This is a genomic window from Citrobacter sp. Cb041, assembly GCF_030336655.1.
GTDB lineage: Bacteria > Pseudomonadota > Gammaproteobacteria > Enterobacterales > Enterobacteriaceae > Citrobacter > Citrobacter braakii.
Map to the genome: position 1 here is coordinate 522,590 of NZ_JAOWDD010000043.1, position 20,832 is coordinate 543,421.

The window sequence follows — 20,832 nt, forward strand, 5'->3', positions numbered from 1 at the left end:
TCTACTTGCCAGTAAGGAGTCCGCTGGTAAAGACACGAACTCTGCTTAGAAGGTGTCACAATGAACGATTCACTAAAAGCGCAATGCATTGCTGAGTTTTTGGGTACCGGGCTGTTTTTGTTTTTTGGTATTGGCTGCCTGAGCGCTCTGAAAGTCGCAGGTGCCAGCCTGGGATTGTGGGAGATCTGCATCATTTGGGGTCTGGGGATCTCGCTTGCAGTCTACCTGACGGCCGGGATTTCTGGCGCGCATCTCAACCCTGCTATCACCATCGCACTGTGGCTGTTTGCCTGTTTTCCGGGGCGCAAAGTTTTACCTTACACTGTGGCGCAGGTCGCGGGGGCCTTTGGTGGCGCTTTGCTGGCTTACTTGCTCTACGGCAGTCTGTTTACCGAGTACGAGTCGGCCCACCAGATGGTGCGCGGCAGTCTGGAAAGCCTGCACCTTGCCAGTATTTTTAGTACTTATCCTGCGGCGGCGCTCAGCGTCTGGCAGGCAGCATTGGTCGAAGTGGTGATTACCTCCATTCTTATGGGGATGATCATGGCGCTGACTGACGACGGTAACGGCGTACCTAAAGGTCCGTTGGCACCATTGCTGATTGGTATTCTGGTTGCTGTTATCGGCGCATCCACCGGTCCGCTCACCGGATTTGCGATGAATCCGGCGCGTGATTTTGGTCCTAAATTGTTTGCCTGGATGGCCGGGTGGGGAGATGTTGCGATGACTGGTGGGCGTGATATCCCTTATTTCATTGTACCGATTGTGGCCCCTATCATCGGCGCGTGCGCGGGTGCAGCAATTTATCGTTATTTGATTGGCAAAAATTTACCGTGTAATACGTGTAAGTTGGACGAAAATGAGAGCTAGCTTCACAGAAGAAGTTTATTTTTGAAAAGTAAAAACTGTTTTCGTGATCCGGTATCCTGAACTGCCCAAAAAGTCTCCCAAGAATGGGAGACTTTTGTTATGTTCAATTACGACTTTCATCAATGCTCAGGATGGCAGGGTGAAAATGAATGTGAATAATATGTTTTATTTATAACAATAAATTAACTGAGAGGTTTTATCATGATTTCTGCGAGTGCCCTGAACTCAGAACTCATTAATAAAATCGCACAGGATTTTGCGCAGGCCACCAGTCTGGCCGTTGTGGTTGTCAATATTCACGGTGATGAAATTTCTGAGCTTTTTAATTTCACCCCTTTTTGCCAGTTGATGCGCCAGCATCCTCAGCACAGTACCCGTTGTCGTATGAGCGATCGCTGTGGAGGGCTGGAAGCCTCTAAATCCGATCAACCCTGCATCTATCGCTGTCACGCCGGACTTACCGATTTCTCAATTCCGCTGGTCATTGCGGGGCACCTGGTAGGGTTTGTGCTTTGTGGCCAGGTACGCTTAAGTAACGATGTTGGTTTGGTTGATATTCTGAATGTAGATGACCGCTGGCAAGCCGATCCCGAACTGGTCAACGAGTTTCGTAATGTACCGGAAATGGACTATTCGCGAGTCATCGCCTCAGCGGATCTGCTGAAGCTCATCGTAGAAAATTGCCTTAAGAAACAACTTAATTTTGTGGTTATCAAAGATAACCCGCAGCAGTCAGAGCCAGTACGCGCTAACCGCAGCACCAATCCTCATGACAGCAAAATGAAAAAAGCACTGCGCTATATTGATGCGCATTTATCAGACGAATTGCGTCTGGAGGATGTCGCCTCTCATGTTTACCTTAGCCCTTACTATTTCAGCAAATTGTTCAAAAAATATCATGGTATCGGTTTTAACGCATGGGTAAACCAGCAGCGAATGGCCAGTGCAAAAGAGCTGCTTTGCCACAGTGACTGGAGCATAGCCAGCATTGCGCGTAATTTAGGATTTTCGCAAACCAGTTATTTTTGCAAAGTTTTTCGTCAAACGTATCAGGTCACGCCGCAGGCATTTCGCCAGCAAATAAATGTCATTTCACGTGGCGAATCCGCTTAAATGGCAATATTTTGCTATTGCCGATTTTTGATATAGGGCGCTATGCCAGTCATTATAAAATGAAAAGTAGCGACAGCAGTCAATAAATTGTCATAGCGCAACAAAATATTAGTATTAGAGGGATAAACTGCACCAGTTTTTATTTTTGTGATGAGATACAGTGTCTCTGTGAATGACTTTCTTTATTCTTTGTTGGCACTTTCATTCAGAATGCGAGCATATGAATAAGTGGGTTTATGCCAGGTAATTGGTTGAATGAACCCGGCAAGATATTAAATTGAATTATTGTCATGAGGTCGTGAATTTACCTCATAACAGAGAGCTTAATTAATCAGGCTCTTGAACTGACAGGTTTGCCACATTTGTGGTAGGGAAGGGGGTGAGAATCCCCCGCAGCCCCCGCTGCTGTGATGCTGACGACCCCGTATTGACCACTGATCGCAAGATTGGGAAGGACGGGTGAGGATGACGCTAAGCCAGAAGACCTGCCTGTCAGTGACTACCAACAACTTCGGTGGGAAGTGGGTGGTTCAGATGCATACAGTCGAGAGACTGGGTATCTTTACACCCCTACCACCCTGAACAGGATCAGGGTATGGCGGCCAATTTTCACGCTTTTGTTCTTGCAGGTACCGGAAGCGGCTGTGGTAAAACCACGGTGACGCTGGGCTTGTTGAGCTTGTTGAAAAAACGCGGTTTACGCGTCCAGCCTTGCAAAGTAGGCCCCGATTACCTTGATACCGGCTGGCATACCGCGGTATGCGGCACTGCTTCCCGCAATCTTGATAGCTTCATGCTTCCCGTCCCCACCCTGAATGCTTTATTTCGCGAGCACATGCAACATGCGGATATCGCCGTTATTGAAGGCGTTATGGGGTTGTATGATGGATACGGCACCGACCCAAACTACTGCAGCACCGCCGCGATGGCCAAACAGTTAGGCTGTCCGATTATCCTACTGGTTGATGGCAAAGCCGTTTCCACCTCGATCGCCGCGACGGTAATGGGGTTTCAGCATTTTGATCCAACCCTGAATATTGCCGGCGTTATTGTTAACCGGGTTAACAGCGAAACGCATTACCAGCTCCTGAAAGTGGCGATTGAGCGTTACTGCGCTGTACCCGTCTTAGGCTACGTTCCCCGTATGGAAGGCGTTGCGCTTCCTGAGCGTCATCTGGGTTTGGTTACCGCGCGTGAGTCGGTTATCAACCAGAAGCCGTGGCAGGCGTTTGCCGCGACGCTGGAGCAAACCCTTGATATCGACGCGCTGCTGAGATTAAGCCAGTTAGACACGCTTCCTGCGGGTGAATGGCCTGCGCTGCCCGCCGCAGACGCCGGGGCAGGGCTAACGCTTGCCATCGCCGATGACGAAGCGTTCAATTTCTACTACCCGGACAACATTACGCTACTGGAGCGCACGGGGCTTAAGATTGTCCGTTTTAGCCCGTTGCACGATACCTGTTTACCCGACTGTCAGATGATCTGGCTGGGGGGCGGCTATCCTGAGTTACATGCTGCGGCGTTGGCCCGTAATGTTGCAATGCTTAACCAACTGCGGGCGGCGCACCAGCAGGGTGTCGCGATTTATGCCGAGTGCGGGGGGCTGATGTATCTCGGCAGTTCGCTGGAAGACAGCCAGGGTGATACCTGGCTGATGGCGGATATCATTCCCGGTCACAGCAAAATGGGAAAACGTCTGACCCGATTTGGCTACTGCGAAGCGCAGGCCGCGCAGCAAACGTTGTTAGCTGCAGAAGGCGAAGTGCTGCGCGGACATGAATTCCACTACTCCGATTTTACCCCTGAAACCTCCGCGGTGATGAACTGTCGCAAAGTGCGCGATGGCAAAACGCTGCAAGCCTGGTCCGGCGGCTGGCAGGTGGGAAATACCTTCGCCAGCTATCTACACGTTCATTTTGCTCAACGTCCGCAGATGCTTAACCACTGGCTGGCAGCCGCGAGGAGCGCACTATGACCATCCTCGCGTGGTGTGTTGCCTGGCTGCTTGATTTTATCATCGGCGATCCGCAGAACTGGCCGCATCCGGTGCGCTGGATTGGCAATCTGATTTCTGCGGTGCAGCGAGTTGTTCGGCGTTACTGCCATAGCGACCGTGCGCTACGCATCGGTGGCGGGGTGATGTGGATTGTGGTGGTGGGGCTGACCTGGGCTGTGTCCTGGGGAGTACTGGCGCTGGCGCACTCTATTCATCCCTGGCTTGGTTGGGTGGTTGAGGTCTGGATGATCTTTACCGTGCTGGCCGGGCGCTGCCTGGCAAATGCCGCGCAGGATGTCGAGCGTCCGCTACGTGCCGGTAACCTTGCTGCAAGTCGGGAAAAGCTGTCATGGATTGTGGGACGTGATACCTCGCAATTACAGCCACAGCAGATTAATCGCGGCGTAGTGGAAACCGTGGCTGAGAACACCGTTGATGGCATCATCGCGCCGCTGTTCTTCTTGCTCCTCGGCGGTGCGCCTCTGGCGATGGCCTACAAAGCAGTAAACACCCTTGACTCCATGGTGGGCTACAAACATGAAAAATACCGCGCTATCGGTATGGTCAGCGCTCGTCTGGACGATGTCGCAAATTATATTCCCGCGAGACTAAGTTGGCTGCTGCTGGGCGCAGCGGCATTTTTATGTCGCCATGACGGCACGCGTGCTTTGCAGATTGGCTGGCGCGATCGCTACAACCACAGCAGCCCAAACTGCGCGTGGTCAGAAGCGTCCGTAGCCGGGGCATTAGGAATTCGTCTGGGTGGTCCTAATGACTACTTTGGCGAGCGCGTTGAGAAACCGTGGATCGGTGATGCACAACGCGACATTTCGGTAGACGACATTTCCCATACGATTCGATTGATGTGGGTGGCATCGATGCTGGCACTGGCGCTGTTTATTGCGCTGCGGTGGCTGCTGGTCGGTGTAGCCTGAGGACAACACAATGCAATATATCCAGCAACCCCAGGCGATTGAGGCCAAAAGTTTCGACATTATTGGCGAGATCATCCGTGAAACCCGCCCGGACTATCAGTTTGCCAGCCCGTTACATGAAGCCATTATCAAGCGGGTCATTCACACGACAGCGGATTTCGACTGGCTGGACATTCTGTGGTTTTCCAGTGATGTGCTGGAGCAGTTCTGTGCGGCGCTTAGCCGTTCGAGCGTGATTTATACCGATACCACTATGGCCCTTTCCGGGATTAATAAAACGCTGCTGGCAAAATTCGGTGGCGAATGCCGCTGTTACATCAGCGACCCGCGGGTCGTGCGGACGGCAAAAGAGCAGGGCATTACCCGGTCAATGGCAGCCGTTGACATTGCGGTGAAGGAAGAGGGTGAAAAGCTGTTTGTTTTTGGCAACGCGCCGACAGCGCTGTTCCGCCTGCTTGAGCATGATGTGGACGTCAGTGGTGTAGTTGGCGTACCGGTTGGGTTCGTCGGTGCAGAAGAGTCGAAAGATGCACTGACCCAAAGCAATCTACCCGCCATTGCTGCGTTAGGTCGTAAAGGGGGAAGTAACGTTGCCGCCGCGATCGTCAACGCCATGCTTTATCACATGCAGGGGGCGCGATGAGCGAGTCCTTCGATACGCCGGTGTGGCACAACGGTAAAGCGCTGCGTAAAGGATATACCACGGGATCGTGCGCGACGGCGGCGGCAAAAGTGGCGGCGCTGATGGTATTGCGCCAGCACCTGATCCATCAGGTTTCTATCGTGACGCCATCAGGTGTGACGCTGTGTCTGAACGTAGAGTCACCGCATATCGAAGGACAGCAGGCGATAGCCGCCATCCGCAAAGACGGTGGCGATGATGTGGATGCCACCCACGGCATGCTGATTTTTGCCCGCGTGACGTTAAACGATAGCAAAGAGATAACCCTTCAGGGCGGGGAAGGCGTTGGCACGGTAACCCGCAAAGGGATCGGCCTGCCAGTGGGCAGTTCGGCGATTAATCGCACACCTCGCCAGACCATTGAGTCTGCGGTTCGTGAGGCGATTGGTCCGAATCGTGGGGCGCAAATTGAAATTTTCGCGCCGGAAGGCGAAGAGCGGGCACAAAAAACCTACAACTCCCGCCTTGGCATTCTGGGCGGCATTTCGATCATTGGTACGACTGGGATCGTCACGCCGATGTCAGAAGAAAGCTGGAAACGTTCACTGTCGCTGGAACTGGAAATTAAACGAGCGGCGGGGCTGGAGCGTGTCGTACTGGTGCCAGGAAACCACGGCGAACGTTTTGTGCGTGAGCAGATGGGGATCGACACCCAGGTTGTGGTCACTATGAGCAATTTTGTCGGCTACATGATTGAAGAAGCCGTACGCCTGGGGTTCCGACAAATTGTGCTGGTGGGACACCCTGGTAAGCTCGTCAAAATTGCGGCGGGGATCTTTCATACCCACAGCCATATTGCCGATGCTCGCATGGAAACGCTGGTGGCCCACCTCGCGTTACTGGGGGCGCCGCTGGAACTGCTCACGCTGGTCAGCGACTGCGATACCACCGAGGCGGCGATGGAACACATAGAAGCATACGGTTTTCAGCACATTTACAACCATCTGGCTAAGCGCATCTGTATGCGCGTCCTGCAAACGTTGCGCTTTACCAAAAATCCCCCGACCTGTGACGCCATCATGTTCTCTTTTGATAATCAGGTGCTTGGAAGTAATCGCCCGGTCGCAGAGATTGCTGAGGAGATGCAATGTTAACCGTTGTAGGGATGGGACCAGCCGGTTTGCATTTGATGACGCCTGCTGCGCGTGAAGCGGTCGCAACGGCTGATGTTCTGGTCGGTGGAAAGCGACATTTGCAGCAATTCCCGGATTTTACCGGTGAACAGTTTGTTCTCGGCGCCAATATTCTCGAACTCTTGAACTGGATTTGCGCGCACCAGGAGCAACGCGTTGTGGTGCTGGCATCTGGCGATCCGCTGTTTTACGGCATCGGGACGCGCATGGTGGCGCATTTTGGTATTGAAAATGTGCGCATTATTCCCGGTATTAGCGCGGTGCAGTACCTGTGTGCGCAGTCCGGTATTGATATGAACGATATGTGGCTGACCAGTAGCCATGGTCGCAGCGTCTGTTTCGATGAACTGGCGCGACATAACAAGGTGGCGATGGTGACAGATGCGCAGTGCGGCCCGCGTGAAATTGCGCAGCAGCTCATTGCACGAGGCAAGGGACATCGCTGGATGGTGATTGGCGAAAACTTGGCAATGGAAAACGAACGGATCCATTTCCTGCCTGTGAACGAAGTTAACGCCGACTATGACATGAATGCAGTGGTGATCCTTGATGAAAGATGAGCTGTTTTTACGTGGAGAGAAAGTGCCGATGACCAAAGAAGCGGTACGTGCACTTGCCCTCTCAAAACTTGAATTACACCGCGCCAGTCACCTGATTGATATTGGCGCGGGAACCGGCAGCGTGTCGATAGAAGCCGCGCTGCAATACCCTGGATTGCGCGTGACGGCAATCGAGCGTAACCCGGCGGCGCTCAGGTTATTGGATGAAAACCGCCAGCATTTTGCCTGTGCAAACATCGACATTTTTCCCGGTGTTGCGCCGATGACCATCGCTGAAAAAGCCGATGCTATTTTCATGGGCGGCAGCGGTGGCCATTTGACTGAACTGATTGACTGGTCAATGCGTCAATTGCATCCCGCAGGGCGGCTGGTGATGACATTCATCCTCCAGGAAAACCTCAACACCGCGCTGGCACATCTGGACCATCTTGGCGTACCGGGAGTGGATTGCCTGCAGCTACAGGTTTCCTCGCTTACCACGCTTGGCAGTGGTCACTATTTCAAACCGAATAACCCCGTATTTGTTATCGCCTGTCAGAAGGAAGGAAACCATGTCTGAGATTTTTGATCCCCGTAGCGTGTGGTTTGTTGGCGCAGGTCCTGGCGATCGCGAGCTGATTACCCTCAAAGGTTACCGGTTGCTACAGCAGGCGCAGGTTGTTATCTACGCCGGATCGCTGATTAACACCGAACTGCTGGAATATTGTCCTGCTGGTGCTGAATGCCACGACAGCGCTGAACTGCATCTGGAGCAGATCCTTGATCTGATGGAAGCCGGAGTGAAAGCGGGTAAGACCGTGGTGCGTCTGCAAACCGGCGATGTTTCGCTGTACGGTTCCGTGCGCGAGCAGGGCGAGGAACTGACCAAACGCGGGATTGACTGGCAGGTGGTGCCCGGCGTCAGCGCATTCCTTGGTGCGGCGGCGGAGTTGGGCGTTGAGTATACCGTGCCTGAGGTCTCACAGAGCCTGATCATTACCCGCCTGGAAGGACGCACGCCGGTGCCGGAGCGCGAACAGCTGGAGTCATTTGCCAGTCACCAGACATCTATGGCGATTTATCTGTCCGTTCAGCGTATTCATCGTGTGGCCGAGCGTTTGATTGAAGGCGGTTATCCGGCGACCACGCCCGTGGCGGTGATCTACAAGGCAACCTGGCCGGAAAGCCAGACTGTGCGCGGTACCCTGGCGGATATTGGCGACAAGGTTCGTGATGCGGGCATCCGTAAAACGGCCCTTATTCTGGTCGGTAATTTCCTGGGCTCGGAGTATCACTACTCCAAACTCTATGCGGCGGACTTTAGCCATGAATACCGTAAAGCCTGAGTCAATTGCGCTTTTTTGCCTGACCCCGGGAGGCGTTACGCTGGCAAAACGTCTGGCGGCCATGCTGCCGGTCACCTGTTTTACCAGTGAAAAGCTGCTGGAGGAGGGATTCATTCCTTTCGAAAACGGCTTTGCGAATACCGCCCGCGAAGCGTTTGCGAATTACTCGGCGCTGATTTTTATCGGTGCGACCGGCATTGCGGTGCGCGTGCTGGCCCCGCTGGTCAACGACAAATTTTGCGATCCGGCGGTGGTGGTCATTGATGAACGCGCCCAGCATGTCATTAGCCTGCTCTCCGGTCACGCGGGCGGTGCCAATGCGCTGGCGCGGTATCTGGCGGGCATGTTGGGCGCCGATCCGGTGATCACCACTGCGACGGATGTCAACGATATGGCGGCACTGGATACGCTGGCATTTCAACTGAATGCCCGGATGAGTGATTTCCGTTCGGCGGTGAAGATCGTTAATCAGATGCTGGTCAGTAATAAGCGGGTAGGGCTGTGGTGGGATGATGAACTGACGCAGGATGTCAGTCATTGCGACCGGCGCGGTTTTATCACGGTAACCGATCTCAATCAGCTTCCTGAACTGGATGCGCTGGTGTGTATCACCTTACGCACCAACTTACCCGATCTGCCTGTTCCGCACTGGAAGCTGGTGCCGCAGCGTGTTGTGGCCGGAATTGGTTGTCGTCGTGACACGCCGTTCCCGTTGCTGGCCGCGCTACTTGCCAGGCAACTCGAGGCCCAGCAGCTCGATCCGCTGGCGCTTAAAGCGATTGGCAGTATCACGCTGAAAAAAGATGAACAGGGACTTATCCAACTGGCATCGTGCTGTCGCGTTCCTTTCGAAACCTTTACTGCTGACGCGCTGCGTGAGCATGAACACCGCTTCCCGGCCTCATCGTTTGTTCGCAAAACGGTGGGTACAGGAAGCGTTTCCGGTCCTGCAGCCTGGCTGCTGAGCCACGGAAAACTGTTAGGCGAGACCCTGCGAGAACAGGGCGTCACTATCACTTTGGGAGTTTCACACTGATGTTAAGCGTAATTGGAATTGGCCCTGGCTCGCAGGCAATGATGACCATGGAAGCCGTTGAAGCATTGCAGGCAGCGGAAATCATCGTTGGCTATAAAACCTACACCCACCTGGTAAAAGCGTTCACTGGCGACAAGCAGGTGATCAAAACCGGGATGTGCAAAGAGATTGAACGCTGCCAGGCGGCGATCGAACTGGCGCAGGCAGGTCACAATGTGGCGCTGATCAGCAGCGGTGATGCAGGGATTTACGGTATGGCCGGGCTGGTGCTTGAGCTGGTCAGCAAGCAAAAGCTGGACGTTGAGGTCAGGCTGATCCCAGGAATGACGGCCAGTATTGCCGCCGCCTCTTTGCTGGGTGCGCCGTTGATGCACGACTTCTGCCACATCAGCTTGAGCGATCTGTTAACACCGTGGCCAGTTATCGAAAAACGCATAGTGGCTGCCGGCGAAGCAGACTTTGTAATCTGTTTCTACAACCCGCGCAGTCGGGGTCGCGAAGGACATCTGGCGCGCGCATTTGAGCTGCTTTCTACCAGCAAGAGCGCGCAAACGCCGGTGGGTATTGTGAAGTCAGCCGGACGTAAAAAACAGGAAAAATGGTTGACCACCCTGGGTGAAATGGACTTTGAACCGGTTGATATGACCAGCCTTGTGATCGTTGGCAACAAAACAACCTATGTTCAGGACGGCCTGATGATCACGCCACGAGGTTATGTGCTGTGAATTACGGTGATGTGTTGGTCATGGGCGGTACCAGCGATGCGCGCATGCTGTGCCAGCAACTGGACGCAGCCAATGTGGCCTACACCCTGTCAGTTGCGACGCCAACGGGGAAGCAACTGGCGGGAGATATCAAAGGTCAGGTGCGCTGCGGGCGTCTGGAGCGCGAACAAATGATTGCCTGGCTACAGGAAAATCGGACGCGCTGGGTGATAGACGCCTCGCATCCGTATGCCGAGATGGTGAGCCGCAACATCATGAGCGCCTGCGAAGCGGCGGGGGTATTGCTGAGCCGCTATCAACGCCCTGAGCAGTTGAGCGGTTTAACCCACCCGCAGCTTTATACCGTACAGAGTATTCAGCAAGCCTGCGAGGTTGCGCGCCGTTTCGGTGACCGCGTGCTGCTGACGACCGGCAGTAAAGATCTGGCTATCTGGCGCGAAGGGTTGCCTGAAAAAACGCTGCTGGCGCGCGTCCTGCCTGTACCCGAGGTTATTCAGCAATGCGCGGACCTGGGATTTGGCGTCGGTGAGATTTTTGCATTGTGCGGGCCGTTTAGCGCCGAGTTCAACGCTGCGTTTTATCGCCAATGTCAGGCTGATGTGGTGATCACTAAGGCATCCGGTGCGGAAGGTGGTTATCAGGAAAAAGTTCAACCCTGTCTGGATGCTGGTATCCCCTGCATCGTGATTACACGTCCGGCACCGTTGGTGACGGGAGAAGAGTTACTGGAAAGTCAGGCCGCCTTTGGGGCGCGTTTAACGCGCTGGCTGGCCGCTGCTTAAGGAGTTAGAGATGAAAAAGGCGCTTCTGGTGGTCAGCTTTGGCACCAGCTATCACGACACCTGTGAGAAAAATATTGTGGCTTGCGAGCGCGATCTCGCAGCCAGTTGCCCTGACCGCGACCTGTTTCGGGCGTTTACCTCCGGGATGATTATCCGCAAGCTCAAGCAGCGCGACGGCATTGAGATCGACACGCCGCTGCAGGCGCTGCAAAAGCTGGCGGAGCAGGGGTATCAGGACGTGGCTATTCAGTCGCTGCACATTATCAACGGTGATGAATACGAAAAAATTGTCCGCGAAGTGCAAAGCATGCGCCCGCTTTTTTCTCGCCTGACGCTGGGGGTTCCGCTGCTGAGCAGCCATGACGATTACGCCCTGCTGATGCTGGCGCTGCAACAGCAAATGCCGGTGCTTGGCGAAAATGAAAAAGTGGTGTTTATGGGACACGGTGCCAGCCATCATGCCTTTGCCGCCTATGCCTGCCTCGACCATATGATGACGGCACAGCGCTACCCGGCGCGGGTTGGGGCGGTGGAAAGCTACCCGGAAGTCGATGTGTTAATTGAAAGTTTGTCTCAGGAAGGGGTGACGGCGGTGCATCTGATGCCGCTGATGTTAGTTGCTGGCGATCATGCCATCAATGATATGGCCTCTGACGAAGAGGATTCGTGGAAAACATTGTTCAATGCGGCCGGGATACCGGCTACGCCGTGGCTCAGTGGTCTGGGTGAGAATCCTGCGGTTCGCGCTATGTTCGTGGCGCATTTACAACAGGCGCTTAATGTGGCGCTGGAGGAAGCAGCATGAGCGGAAAACTGTACGCATTAAGCACCGGGCCTGGCGCTTCCGATCTTATCACCGTGCGGGCCGCACGCACGCTGGGTACGCTGGATATTCTCTATGCACCCGCCGGGCGCAAAGGTGGCGACAGTCTGGCGCTGTCGATCGTACGTGAATATATCGGCGAGCAGACCGAAGTTCGCTGCTGCCATTTTCCTATGAGTGCTGACAGCGCCGAAAAAGAGGCGGTATGGGATGACGTTGCGGCCGCGCTGGTTCAGGAAGTCGAAGCGGGTAAGCAGGTGGGCTTTATTACACTTGGCGACGCCATGCTGTTCAGCACCTGGGTTTTTTTACTCCAGCGTATTGGCTGTCCTGACTGGTTAGAAATCGTCCCGGGCGTGACCTCTTTCGCTGCGATTGCCGCGCGGTCAAAAACGCCGCTCGCCATGGAGCAACAGTCACTGGCCGTGGTCTCCTGTACCGCGCCGGAAGCGGAAATCCAGCAGGCGTTAAAGCAGCATGACAGTCTGGTGCTGATGAAGGTATACGGTCGTTTTGCGCGCATCAAAGCGCTGCTGCAACAAGAGGGTTTGTTGGGCTGTGCATTGATGATGTCTGAAGCCACGCTGCCGGGTGAACAGTGCTGGCGTCATCTCGATGAGGTGAGCGACGATCAGCCGCTGCCTTATTTCTCGACCATTCTGGTCAATAAACAGTGGGAGTATGCACAATGAAGCTTGAACAACAGCTAAAACAGCTGTCTTTCAGCGGGTTGGCTGCGGCGCTATTACTGATGGTTGTTCCTGAACAAGCGTTCGCCATGCACATAATGGAAGGTTTCTTGCCGCCGATGTGGGCGCTGGCCTGGTGGCTGCTGTTTTTGCCGTGCCTGTGGTACGGGCTGGTGCGGCTGCGCCAAATCGTGCAGGAAGATAGTCACCAAAAAGTGTTACTGGCTCTGTGCGGCGCGTTTATTTTTGTGCTGTCGGCGCTGAAAATTCCTTCTGTTACCGGAAGTTGTTCGCACCCTACCGGGGTAGGCCTGGCGGTTATCCTGTTTGGACCGGGCGTGGTGGCAATCCTCGGGGCAATCGTCCTGCTGTTCCAGGCGCTGTTACTGGCGCACGGTGGTTTGACAACGCTTGGCGCTAACGGCATGTCGATGGCGGTGATTGGCCCGGTGGTGGGTTACATGGTGTGGAAAATGGCCTGCCGTGCGGGGTTGCGTCGTGATGTTTGCGTCTTCCTGTGCGCGATGCTGGCGGATCTCGTCACCTATTTCGTGACCTCGGTGCAACTGGGCGTGGCGTTCCCGGACCCATCCGCCGGTGCTACGGGGTCAATCATCAAGTTCATGGGGATTTTCTGCCTGACGCAGATCCCAATTGCGATAGCGGAAGGTCTGCTCACCGTAATGATTTATGACCAGTTAACCAAACGGCAGTTGATTACCGCTCAAGGACATTAACGATGAAAAAGACGCTGATTTTGTTAGGGATGGTAGTGGCGCTGGTGATCCTGCCGTTCTTTATCAACCATGGTGGAGAGTACGGCGGCTCAGACGGTGAGGCGGAGAGTCAGATTCAGGCAATTGCCCCACATTATGAGCCGTGGTTCCAGCCGTTGTATGAACCGGCAAGCGGTGAGATTGAAAGCCTGCTGTTTACGCTTCAGGGATCGCTGGGCGCAGCCGTGATTTTCTACATTCTGGGTTACACCAAGGGCAGGCAACGCCGTGATGACCGGGTTTGACAGGCTTAGCTACCAAAGCCGCTGGTTTCATGTCTCACCCGTGCGGAAATTTTTGCTCTGGCTGATGATGATGATTCTGGCGTTTACTCTGCCCCCGTTGGGGCAGGGTATTGAGCTGTTACTGATTGCCGCGCTGAGCTGCTGGCTGCTGCGCATTTCCTTCTGGCGCTGGTGTCGCTGGATGGCATTACCGTTTGGTTTTCTGACGGTCGGTGTCGTGACCATTCTGTTTAGTTTTAGCCGCGATCCGCAGACGCTGCTGGCCTGCATCCCCGTTGGAAGCTATTGGTTAGGCGTTAGCGCGCCAGGGCTTGTCACCGCCAATGAAACCTTTTGGCGCAGCCTGGCTGCGCTGGCGGCGACGTTCTGGCTGGTACTGAATCTGCCGTTTCCGCAATTGATTATCTTACTCAAACGCGCGCACGTTCCTCGCCTGCTCACTGAGCAGATCCTGCTAACCTGGCGCTTTATTTTTATCCTGTTAGACGAGGCGCTGGCTATTCATCGCGCACAAACGCTACGTTTTGGTTATCGTAGCTTGCCGTTGGGCTATCGCTCGCTGGCGATGCTGGTGGGATTGCTGTTTACCCGCGTGTTGATCCGCTACCAGCAAATGACCACCACACTGGATATCAAACTGTATCAGGGTGATTTTCACCTGTAAGGAAAAGTATGCTTGCCACTTCAGCGCTTTGGTTTCGCTATCAGGATGACCCGATCCTCAAAGGGCTAACGCTGGACTTTTCAACGCATGCCGTGACCGGGCTGGTCGGTGCTAATGGCTGCGGGAAATCCACGCTGTTTATGAACCTGAGTGGTTTACTGCGCCCGCAGGAAGGCGCGGTGATGTGGCAAGGCAAACCGCTGGATTACAGCAAGCGCGGCCTGCTGGCGCTGCGTCAGCAGGTGGCAACCGTATTTCAGGATCCCGATCAGCAAATTTTTTATACCGATATCGACAGCGATATTGCCTTCAGCCTGCGCAACCTTGGGGTGGATGAGACTGAAATCTCCCGCCGGGTGGATGATGCGCTCACGCTGGTCGATGCCCAGCATTTTCGCCATCAGCCTATTCAGTGTTTAAGCCACGGGCAAAAAAAACGTGTGGCGATTGCCGGGGCGTTGGTGTTGCAGGCGCAGTATTTGCTACTGGATGAACCTACTGCGGGCCTTGACCCATCAGGCCGCACGCAGATGATTGAGATAATCAAACGCATCGTAGCGCAAGGAAACCACGTGGTTATCTCCAGCCATGATATCGATCTTATCTATGAAGTCAGCGATGCAGTGTACGTTTTACGCCGGGGTGAAGTACTAACACACGGCTCGCCGGGTGATGTGTTTGCCCGGACGGATCTTATTGAACAAGCGGGATTAACTCAGCCCTGGCTGGTGAAGCTGCATACCGAGCTGGGCTTCCCGCTGTGTAAAACAGAGGCTGAATTTTTTAGCTGTATGCGAGAGAACGCACTGAAGGAGGCGTCATGACGCAGGCAATAATGTTGCAGGGAACGGCATCTGATGTAGGTAAAAGCGTGTTGGTCGCCGGTCTGTGTCGAATTTTTTATCAGGATGGACTGCGTACCGCACCGTTCAAATCGCAGAACATGGCGCTGAACTCTGGCATTACGCCAGAGGGCAAAGAGATGGGCCGCGCGCAAATTTTTCAGGCTGAGGCCGCCGGTATTACGCCAGATGTGCGTATGAATCCGGTGCTGCTTAAGCCGACCAGCGATCGTAAAGCGCAGGTTGTGCTGATGGGCAAAGTGGCAACCGATATGGATGCGGTGAGCTACCACGAGTACAAACCGAAACTACGGGATCAAATCCTGTCTGTTTATAACAGTCTGGCGCAGGAGTTCGATGTGCTGGTACTGGAAGGGGCGGGAAGCCCGGCTGAGATTAACCTGCGCGATCGCGATATCGTCAATATGGGGATGGCTGAAATGGCACAGTGCCCTGTCGTCCTGGTGGCGGATATCGACCGCGGCGGGGTGTTTGCCTCCATTTACGGCACGCTGGCGCTACTGCACGACCATGAACGCGCCAGGGTAAAAGGGGTGATCATCAATAAGTTTCGCGGTGATGTGGCGTTGCTGTATTCCGGGATTGAGCAAATTGAAGCGCTGACCGGCGTTCCGGTCCTGGGCGTCATGCCATGGCTGGACGTTGATCTGGAAGATGAAGATGGCGTTGCGCTGCAAAAGGGCAAATATTTGCGCACAGACAAACGCGACATCGACATCGCCGTTGTTCAGATACCACACATTTCTAACTTTACTGATTTCAATGCGCTTGCCGCACAGCCGGATGTGCGCGTGCGCTATGTTCGCCAGCCTGAAGAGTTGGCGGGGGCCGATCTGGTGATTCTACCCGGCAGCAAAAACACCCTGGGCGATCTGGTGTGGCTGCGTGAAAGCGGGATGGCGCATGGCGTGGTGCAATTACATCGTAATAACGTACCCGTAGTGGGGATTTGCGGTGGCTATCAAATGCTCGGCGAAACCATCATTGATGAAGTTGAGTCAGGACTCGGTACGTTGCCGGGTCTGGGCTTGCTCAATACCGTAACGCATTTTGCCCAGCACAAAACCACGACCCTGGTTGAAGGACAAATGTCCTCCTCGCTGCCGGACTGGCTGGCGGGTACCGCGGGATTATCCGTTCGCGGTTATGAAATTCATATGGGCGAAACGGCATTAACTGAAGAATGCCGGTCGGTGATGACGCTGCGTAAAGACGGCGGTAACGTGGCTGATGGCGCGGTCACTGCCGATGGCCTGGCGTTCGGCACCTATCTTCACGGTCTGTTCGACAGCGATGAATTTACCCGTGCGCTGGTTAATGGCCTGCGAGAACGTAAAGGGTTAGCGCCGCTGGATTCCACCTTCCATTACGCGCAATATAAATCGCAGCAGTTTGATCTGCTGGCGGATGCGATGCGGCAACACATCGATATTGAGAAAATTTATACCATCATGCAGCAACACCGGGAGCCAGTATGATGATTCTGGTGACTGGCGGCGCGCGAAGCGGCAAGAGTCGGCATGCGGAAGCGCTGATCGCAGATTCTCCAAACGTTTTGTATATCGCGACTTCGCAGATTTTTGATGAGGAGATGGCTGCGCGAATTCAGCATCATCGTGACGGACGTCCTGCGCACTGGCGTACAGCCGAACGCTGGCAACATCTCGATGAACTGATTACGGCAGCAAACGATCCACAAGAAGCCATTCTGCTGGAGTGCATCACCACGATGGTGACTAACCTGCTGTTTGCGCTGGGCGGTGACAGCGACCCGGATAGCTGGGATTACGCGGCGATGGAGCAATCTATTGAGGATGAAATTCGTTCGCTGATTGCAGCCTGTCAGCGCTGTCCGGCCAGGGTTGTGCTGGTCACTAACGAAGTCGGAATGGGGATTGTTCCGGAGAACCGTCTGGCACGGCATTTTCGCGATATTGCAGGACGTGTGAACCAGCGACTGGCGGCGGCGGCTGATGAGGTCTGGCTGGTGGTATCAGGAATTGGAGTCAAAATTAAATGAGTAAGTTGTTCTGGGCAATGCTCTCTTTTATTAGTCGCTTGCCCGTTCCTGCTCGCTGGTCGCAAGGACTGGATTTCGAGCACTATTCACGAGGCATTGTGATGTTCCCGCTAATTGGCGTGGTGCTGGGAGGGCTGACGGGGCTGGTCTTTATGGCGCTGCAGCCCTGGTGTGGGGTGCCGTTGGCGGCCCTGTTTGCAGTCCTCACGCTGGCGTTATTGACCGGGGGATTTCATCTCGACGGTCTGGCGGATACCTGTGACGGTATTTTTTCGGCCCGTCGACGCGAGCGGATGCTGGAAATCATGCGTGACAGCCGCCTGGGGACTCACGGTGGACTGGCGTTAATTTTCGTGTTGTTGGCAAAAGTGCTGGTGGTGAGCGAACTGGCTTTGCGGGGTACACCGATGCTGGCGGCGCTTGCAGCCGCTTGTGTCGCCGGGCGGGGTACCGCTGTTTTACTGATGTATCGACATCGCTACGCCCGCGAAGAAGGGCTGGGCAACGTCTTTATCGGTAAAGTCACCGGGCGTCAAACCTGCGTCACGTTGGGATTTGCAGCGATCCTGGCTGCCGTGCTTCTTCCGGGCATGCGCGGCGTGGCGGCGCTGGTTGTTACGATGGTGGCGATTTTTATTCTTGGGCAGTTATTAAAACGCACGTTGGGTGGGCAGACCGGCGATACGCTGGGCGCGGCCATTGAACTTGGCGAGTTGATTTTCCTGCTGGCTCTGCTCTGAGTCAGCCAACATACTGGAACCCTTATGCAGACTTTAACCTCTTTACTCCACGCAATCCCTTCACCTGATAGTGCTGCGATGCTGCGTGCACAGCAGCATGTCGATGGCTTGCTTAAACCGCCAGGAAGTCTTGGTCGGCTCGAGTCGCTCGCCGTGCAACTGGCCGGAATGCCGGGTCTGAAAGGCGTACCGCATGTGAATGGCAAAGCGATGCTGGTGATGTGCGCCGATCACGGTGTATGGGATGAAGGGGTTGCCGTTTCGCCTAAAATCGTCACGGCTATTCAGGCTGCTAATATGACGCGTGGGACGACAGGCGTTTGTGTGCTGGCCGCTCAGGCGGGGGCAAAGGTACATGTGATTGATGTCGGCATCGATGCTGAGCTTATCCCTGGCGTGGTGAATATGCGTGTGGCGCGCGGCTGCGGCAATATTGCACAAGGCCCGGCGATGAGTCGTTCGCAGGCCGAGGAGCTGCTGCTGGAGGTTATTCGCTATACCCATGAGCTGGCCAAAGATGGCGTAACGCTGTTTGGCGTCGGTGAACTTGGTATGGCAAATACGACACCAGCGGCGGCAATTGTCAGCGTGCTGACCGGCAGCGATGCCGAGGATGTAGTGGGCATCGGCGCTAACCTGCCGCTTTCAAGAGTAGGCAATAAAGTCGATGTTGTGCGGCGAGCAATTGCCGTCAATCAACCGGATCGCAATGACGGTATCGATGTGCTGGCTAAGGTAGGCGGGTTTGATCTGGTCGGCATGGCGGGGGTGATGTTGGGGGCGGCCTCCTGCGGCCTGCCGGTTGTGCTGGACGGTTTTCTCTCTTATTCCGCTGCGCTGGCGGCCTGCCAGATTGCGCCGCAGATTAAACCTTACCTGATCCCGTCACATTTCTCCGCCGAGAAGGGGGCTCGCACCGCGCTGGCGCATCTTGAACTGGAGCCGTATCTCAATATGGGGATGCGTTTGGGCGAAGGCAGCGGGGCCGCGCTGGCGATGCCGATTGTTGAAGCCGCCTGTGCAATGTACAACAACATGGGGCAGCTCGCCGCCAGCAATATTGTGCTTCCGGATGGTAAGGAAGCATAGTTACGTGAGTTCCTGACCCCGCCTTATGGCGGGTTTTTTTATGCGCATTTTAGGCGTAACCCACTAAAACAGATAATAAAAGCTATAATTAACGGATATCTGCTGCGGCGAAGGAAAGGAAAAAGATGCGTCGTGTAAAACTGCTTTGTTCACTCATTATGCTGCTCGTGAGTCAGAGCGCGCAGGCGGTGAGTTATCCGCTCCCGCCTGAAGGCAGTCGCCTGGTGGGGAGCCCTTTGACCATTACGGTACCTTCAGGAAACACTCAGCCGTTGGAAGCTTTTGCCGCGCAGTACGGACAGGGGTTGAGCAATATGCTGGAGGCCAATCCCGGCGTGGATGTTTTTCTGCCTAAGTCTGGCTCTACGCTGGTTGTGCCACAGCAACTGATATTACCGGATACTGTACGCGAGGGGATCGTAATCAACGTCGCAGAAATGCGCCTTTACTATTATCCCGCTGGCAGCAATACGGTTGAGGTTTTACCCATTGGCATTGGCCAGGCGGGCAGAGAAACGCCGCGTAACTGGGTGACGGCGGTAGAACGTAAGCAGGAAGCACCAAGCTGGACGCCTACGCCGAATACCCGGCGCGAATACGCAGCACGTGGGGAAAGCCTGCCGGCGTTTGTTCCTGCCGGGCCAGATAACCCGATGGGACTGTATGCGATTTATATCGGCAGGCTTTATGCCATTCATGGCACAAATGCGAATTTCGGTATTGGTCTGCGGGTAAGTCAGGGGTGTATCCGTTTGCGTAATGACGACATTAAATATCTGTTTGATACCGTACCGGTAGGGACGCGTGTGCAACTGATAGACCGACCGGTGAAATACAGCGTAGAGCCGGACGGTAGTCGCTGGGTGGAAGTGCATGAACCACTGTCACGAAACCGGTCGGAATACGAGTCTGACAGAAAAGTTCCCTTGCCAGTCACCCCCGCGCTGCGCACCTTCATCAGCGGGAATGACGTGGATATGAGTCGCGGAAATCAGGCACTGGAAAGACGCTCCGGCATGCCGGTGAATATCAGTCTGATTCAGACCCATTACTAATTTTCAAGGCGACCCTGTGACCTTTAGCCTGGGTGGGTCGCTTTTTTAATTTGATACTGCCCCATTTTTACCACGCCAATATGGTCTGCCATTAGCTGCGCCTCGTGTTCGCTGTGTGTAACCAGCAGTGCCGTTTGCCCGGCGGCACGCAAAATATCCCGCACCTCGTTGCCAAGACGCTCACGTGTGCGCTTATCAAGGCTGGAGAAAGGCTCATCGAGCAGCAGGATTTCCGGATGCGGCGCCAGCGCGCGCGCAAGAGCGATACGCTGCTGTTGACCGCCGGACAGTTCATGCGGATAACGGCTGGCATGACTGTGCAACTCCACCATTTTTAACAGCTCCGCCACCCGGACCTGCTGCTGCTCACGCGGCATACGTCGTAACCCAAAGGCCACATTTTGTTGCGCCGTCAGGTGAGGGAATAACGCATATTCCTGAAAGACCATGCCGACATGCCGTTTTTCCGGCGGCAGATGAACACCTGAACCGGCAACGCGGCGTTGCGACACATAGATCTCTCCGCTTCGCAGCCGTTCAAATCCGGCAACTGCGCGTAACACTGTGGTTTTTCCGCAACCTGAAGCGCCCAGTAGACAGGCGATCTCTCCTTTACGTACCGACATTGAAAACCCGCTCAGCACCGATTGCTGGCTGTTGCCGTAGGCAACGTGCACATCCTGGAGTCGTAATGCAATTTCTGACATTGTT

At 54.7% G+C, this 20,832-nt stretch carries 24 protein-coding genes and 1 riboswitch; of the genes, 23 read left to right on the top strand and 1 reads right to left on the bottom strand.

The genetic code is table 11. The features are described from left to right. Positions 1 to 60 precede the first annotated feature (60 nt). From pduF to ldtA, 23 genes are all read left to right on the top strand, one after another. On the top strand, positions 61 to 870 hold the full coding sequence (gene pduF, locus OGV52_RS23265; RefSeq protein ID WP_016153527.1) for a propanediol diffusion facilitator PduF: 810 nt from the start codon (positions 61 to 63) through the stop codon (positions 868 to 870). 201 nt (positions 871 to 1,071) lie between these two features. Continuing rightward, on the top strand, positions 1,072 to 1,983 hold the full coding sequence (pocR, locus tag OGV52_RS23270) for a transcriptional regulator PocR (protein ID WP_016153526.1): 912 nt from the start codon (positions 1,072 to 1,074) through the stop codon (positions 1,981 to 1,983). Positions 1,984 to 2,315: 332 nt separating this feature from the next. Then, positions 2,316 to 2,490: riboswitch (cobalamin riboswitch) on the top strand. Positions 2,491 to 2,578: 88 nt separating this feature from the next. Beyond that, positions 2,579 to 3,958 (top strand): cobyrinic acid a,c-diamide synthase CobB, encoded by a 1,380-nt coding sequence (locus tag OGV52_RS23275; RefSeq protein ID WP_200046990.1) that lies wholly within the window; start codon positions 2,579 to 2,581, stop codon positions 3,956 to 3,958. After that, a complete protein-coding gene (gene cbiB / locus OGV52_RS23280) occupies positions 3,955 to 4,914 on the top strand; it encodes an adenosylcobinamide-phosphate synthase CbiB (RefSeq protein ID WP_287109236.1) in 960 nt (319 codons plus the stop codon). Before OGV52_RS23275 ends, cbiB begins: the two co-directional genes overlap by 4 nt. 10 nt (positions 4,915 to 4,924) lie before the next feature. Beyond that, positions 4,925 to 5,557 (top strand): cobalt-precorrin-8 methylmutase, encoded by a 633-nt coding sequence (locus tag OGV52_RS23285; RefSeq protein ID WP_103847945.1) that lies wholly within the window; start codon positions 4,925 to 4,927, stop codon positions 5,555 to 5,557. Continuing rightward, positions 5,554 to 6,690 carry a cobalt-precorrin-5B (C(1))-methyltransferase CbiD gene (cbiD, locus tag OGV52_RS23290; protein WP_016153523.1) on the top strand — a complete coding sequence of 379 codons (1,137 nt, stop codon included), beginning with the start codon at positions 5,554 to 5,556 and terminating at the stop codon, positions 6,688 to 6,690. Before OGV52_RS23285 ends, cbiD begins: the two co-directional genes overlap by 4 nt. After that, positions 6,684 to 7,289: a cobalt-precorrin-7 (C(5))-methyltransferase gene (locus OGV52_RS23295; protein ID WP_019077093.1), complete on the top strand. Its 606-nt coding sequence runs from the start codon at positions 6,684 to 6,686 to the stop codon at positions 7,287 to 7,289. The genes cbiD and OGV52_RS23295 overlap by 7 nt, the downstream gene beginning before the upstream one ends. Beyond that, entirely contained in the window at positions 7,279 to 7,848 is a 570-nt protein-coding gene (locus tag OGV52_RS23300) for a decarboxylating cobalt-precorrin-6B (C(15))-methyltransferase (protein WP_016153521.1), read from the top strand. The genes OGV52_RS23295 and OGV52_RS23300 overlap by 11 nt, the downstream gene beginning before the upstream one ends. Beyond that, on the top strand, positions 7,841 to 8,614 hold the full coding sequence (locus OGV52_RS23305) for a cobalt-precorrin-4 methyltransferase (RefSeq protein WP_003030275.1): 774 nt from the start codon (positions 7,841 to 7,843) through the stop codon (positions 8,612 to 8,614). Before OGV52_RS23300 ends, OGV52_RS23305 begins: the two co-directional genes overlap by 8 nt. Continuing rightward, the gene (gene cbiG / locus OGV52_RS23310; protein ID WP_016153520.1) at positions 8,595 to 9,650 is read left to right on the top strand and encodes a cobalt-precorrin 5A hydrolase; all 1,056 of its coding nucleotides are present in this window, start codon (positions 8,595 to 8,597) and stop codon (positions 9,648 to 9,650) included. The genes OGV52_RS23305 and cbiG overlap by 20 nt, the downstream gene beginning before the upstream one ends. Next, positions 9,650 to 10,375 (top strand): precorrin-3B C(17)-methyltransferase, encoded by a 726-nt coding sequence (locus OGV52_RS23315; RefSeq protein ID WP_053389629.1) that lies wholly within the window; start codon positions 9,650 to 9,652, stop codon positions 10,373 to 10,375. Before cbiG ends, OGV52_RS23315 begins: the two co-directional genes overlap by 1 nt. Beyond that, entirely contained in the window at positions 10,372 to 11,157 is a 786-nt protein-coding gene (locus OGV52_RS23320; RefSeq protein ID WP_287109238.1) for a cobalt-precorrin-6A reductase, read from the top strand. Before OGV52_RS23315 ends, OGV52_RS23320 begins: the two co-directional genes overlap by 4 nt. Before the next feature lie 10 nt (positions 11,158 to 11,167). Next, positions 11,168 to 11,962 carry a sirohydrochlorin cobaltochelatase gene (gene cbiK / locus OGV52_RS23325; protein WP_259686419.1) on the top strand — a complete coding sequence of 265 codons (795 nt, stop codon included), beginning with the start codon at positions 11,168 to 11,170 and terminating at the stop codon, positions 11,960 to 11,962. Beyond that, on the top strand, positions 11,959 to 12,672 hold the full coding sequence (locus tag OGV52_RS23330) for a cobalt-factor II C(20)-methyltransferase (RefSeq protein WP_016156863.1): 714 nt from the start codon (positions 11,959 to 11,961) through the stop codon (positions 12,670 to 12,672). Before cbiK ends, OGV52_RS23330 begins: the two co-directional genes overlap by 4 nt. Further along, positions 12,669 to 13,406: a cobalt ECF transporter S component CbiM gene (gene cbiM / locus OGV52_RS23335; RefSeq protein ID WP_016153516.1), complete on the top strand. Its 738-nt coding sequence runs from the start codon at positions 12,669 to 12,671 to the stop codon at positions 13,404 to 13,406. Before OGV52_RS23330 ends, cbiM begins: the two co-directional genes overlap by 4 nt. Positions 13,407 to 13,408: 2 nt before the next feature. Then, positions 13,409 to 13,690: an energy-coupling factor ABC transporter substrate-binding protein gene (locus OGV52_RS23340; RefSeq protein ID WP_047499033.1), complete on the top strand. Its 282-nt coding sequence runs from the start codon at positions 13,409 to 13,411 to the stop codon at positions 13,688 to 13,690. Then, complete coding sequence (locus tag OGV52_RS23345; protein ID WP_181547957.1) at positions 13,677 to 14,354, top strand: energy-coupling factor ABC transporter transmembrane protein; 678 nt, start codon at positions 13,677 to 13,679, stop codon at positions 14,352 to 14,354. Before OGV52_RS23340 ends, OGV52_RS23345 begins: the two co-directional genes overlap by 14 nt. A gap of 8 nt (positions 14,355 to 14,362) precedes the next feature. Further along, positions 14,363 to 15,178, top strand: coding sequence for an energy-coupling factor ABC transporter ATP-binding protein (locus OGV52_RS23350; RefSeq protein WP_016153514.1), 816 nt, complete (start codon positions 14,363 to 14,365; stop codon positions 15,176 to 15,178). Next, the gene (locus OGV52_RS23355) at positions 15,175 to 16,695 is read left to right on the top strand and encodes a cobyric acid synthase (protein ID WP_047357945.1); all 1,521 of its coding nucleotides are present in this window, start codon (positions 15,175 to 15,177) and stop codon (positions 16,693 to 16,695) included. Before OGV52_RS23350 ends, OGV52_RS23355 begins: the two co-directional genes overlap by 4 nt. After that, positions 16,692 to 17,237, top strand: coding sequence for a bifunctional adenosylcobinamide kinase/adenosylcobinamide-phosphate guanylyltransferase (cobU, locus tag OGV52_RS23360; RefSeq protein WP_016153512.1), 546 nt, complete (start codon positions 16,692 to 16,694; stop codon positions 17,235 to 17,237). Before OGV52_RS23355 ends, cobU begins: the two co-directional genes overlap by 4 nt. Continuing rightward, positions 17,234 to 17,977 (top strand): adenosylcobinamide-GDP ribazoletransferase, encoded by a 744-nt coding sequence (gene cobS / locus OGV52_RS23365; RefSeq protein WP_016153511.1) that lies wholly within the window; start codon positions 17,234 to 17,236, stop codon positions 17,975 to 17,977. Before cobU ends, cobS begins: the two co-directional genes overlap by 4 nt. A 24-nt stretch (positions 17,978 to 18,001) precedes the next feature. Beyond that, complete coding sequence (gene cobT / locus OGV52_RS23370; RefSeq protein WP_016156857.1) at positions 18,002 to 19,066, top strand: nicotinate-nucleotide--dimethylbenzimidazole phosphoribosyltransferase; 1,065 nt, start codon at positions 18,002 to 18,004, stop codon at positions 19,064 to 19,066. A gap of 125 nt (positions 19,067 to 19,191) precedes the next feature. Continuing rightward, positions 19,192 to 20,121: a L,D-transpeptidase gene (gene ldtA / locus OGV52_RS23375; RefSeq protein ID WP_016153509.1), complete on the top strand. Its 930-nt coding sequence runs from the start codon at positions 19,192 to 19,194 to the stop codon at positions 20,119 to 20,121. A 23-nt stretch (positions 20,122 to 20,144) separates the two neighbouring features. On the opposite strand, the gene OGV52_RS23380 is transcribed toward ldtA, so the two are convergent. Beyond that, a complete protein-coding gene (locus OGV52_RS23380; RefSeq protein WP_019077086.1) occupies positions 20,145 to 20,828 on the bottom strand; it encodes an ABC transporter ATP-binding protein in 684 nt (227 codons plus the stop codon). Positions 20,829 to 20,832 lie beyond the last annotated feature (4 nt).

What these genes read in the sequence shown, in the direction of transcription:
- pduF (WP_016153527.1), top strand. Translation starts at nt 61, where the DNA reads ATGAACGATTCACTAAAAGCGCAATGCATTGCTGAGTTTTTGGGTACC.
- pocR (WP_016153526.1), top strand. Translation starts at nt 1,072, where the DNA reads ATGATTTCTGCGAGTGCCCTGAACTCAGAACTCATTAATAAAATCGCA.
- OGV52_RS23275 (WP_200046990.1), top strand. Translation starts at nt 2,579, where the DNA reads ATGGCGGCCAATTTTCACGCTTTTGTTCTTGCAGGTACCGGAAGCGGC.
- cbiB (WP_287109236.1), top strand. Translation starts at nt 3,955, where the DNA reads ATGACCATCCTCGCGTGGTGTGTTGCCTGGCTGCTTGATTTTATCATC.
- OGV52_RS23285 (WP_103847945.1), top strand. Translation starts at nt 4,925, where the DNA reads ATGCAATATATCCAGCAACCCCAGGCGATTGAGGCCAAAAGTTTCGAC.
- cbiD (WP_016153523.1), top strand. Translation starts at nt 5,554, where the DNA reads ATGAGCGAGTCCTTCGATACGCCGGTGTGGCACAACGGTAAAGCGCTG.
- OGV52_RS23295 (WP_019077093.1), top strand. Translation starts at nt 6,684, where the DNA reads ATGTTAACCGTTGTAGGGATGGGACCAGCCGGTTTGCATTTGATGACG.
- OGV52_RS23300 (WP_016153521.1), top strand. Translation starts at nt 7,279, where the DNA reads ATGAAAGATGAGCTGTTTTTACGTGGAGAGAAAGTGCCGATGACCAAA.
- OGV52_RS23305 (WP_003030275.1), top strand. Translation starts at nt 7,841, where the DNA reads ATGTCTGAGATTTTTGATCCCCGTAGCGTGTGGTTTGTTGGCGCAGGT.
- cbiG (WP_016153520.1), top strand. Translation starts at nt 8,595, where the DNA reads ATGAATACCGTAAAGCCTGAGTCAATTGCGCTTTTTTGCCTGACCCCG.
- OGV52_RS23315 (WP_053389629.1), top strand. Translation starts at nt 9,650, where the DNA reads ATGTTAAGCGTAATTGGAATTGGCCCTGGCTCGCAGGCAATGATGACC.
- cbiK (WP_259686419.1), top strand. Translation starts at nt 11,168, where the DNA reads ATGAAAAAGGCGCTTCTGGTGGTCAGCTTTGGCACCAGCTATCACGAC.
- OGV52_RS23330 (WP_016156863.1), top strand. Translation starts at nt 11,959, where the DNA reads ATGAGCGGAAAACTGTACGCATTAAGCACCGGGCCTGGCGCTTCCGAT.
- cbiM (WP_016153516.1), top strand. Translation starts at nt 12,669, where the DNA reads ATGAAGCTTGAACAACAGCTAAAACAGCTGTCTTTCAGCGGGTTGGCT.
- OGV52_RS23340 (WP_047499033.1), top strand. Translation starts at nt 13,409, where the DNA reads ATGAAAAAGACGCTGATTTTGTTAGGGATGGTAGTGGCGCTGGTGATC.
- OGV52_RS23345 (WP_181547957.1), top strand. Translation starts at nt 13,677, where the DNA reads ATGACCGGGTTTGACAGGCTTAGCTACCAAAGCCGCTGGTTTCATGTC.
- OGV52_RS23350 (WP_016153514.1), top strand. Translation starts at nt 14,363, where the DNA reads ATGCTTGCCACTTCAGCGCTTTGGTTTCGCTATCAGGATGACCCGATC.
- OGV52_RS23355 (WP_047357945.1), top strand. Translation starts at nt 15,175, where the DNA reads ATGACGCAGGCAATAATGTTGCAGGGAACGGCATCTGATGTAGGTAAA.
- cobU (WP_016153512.1), top strand. Translation starts at nt 16,692, where the DNA reads ATGATGATTCTGGTGACTGGCGGCGCGCGAAGCGGCAAGAGTCGGCAT.
- cobS (WP_016153511.1), top strand. Translation starts at nt 17,234, where the DNA reads ATGAGTAAGTTGTTCTGGGCAATGCTCTCTTTTATTAGTCGCTTGCCC.
- cobT (WP_016156857.1), top strand. Translation starts at nt 18,002, where the DNA reads ATGCAGACTTTAACCTCTTTACTCCACGCAATCCCTTCACCTGATAGT.
- ldtA (WP_016153509.1), top strand. Translation starts at nt 19,192, where the DNA reads ATGCGTCGTGTAAAACTGCTTTGTTCACTCATTATGCTGCTCGTGAGT.
- OGV52_RS23380 (WP_019077086.1), bottom strand. Translation starts at nt 20,828, where the DNA reads ATGTCAGAAATTGCATTACGACTCCAGGATGTGCACGTTGCCTACGGC.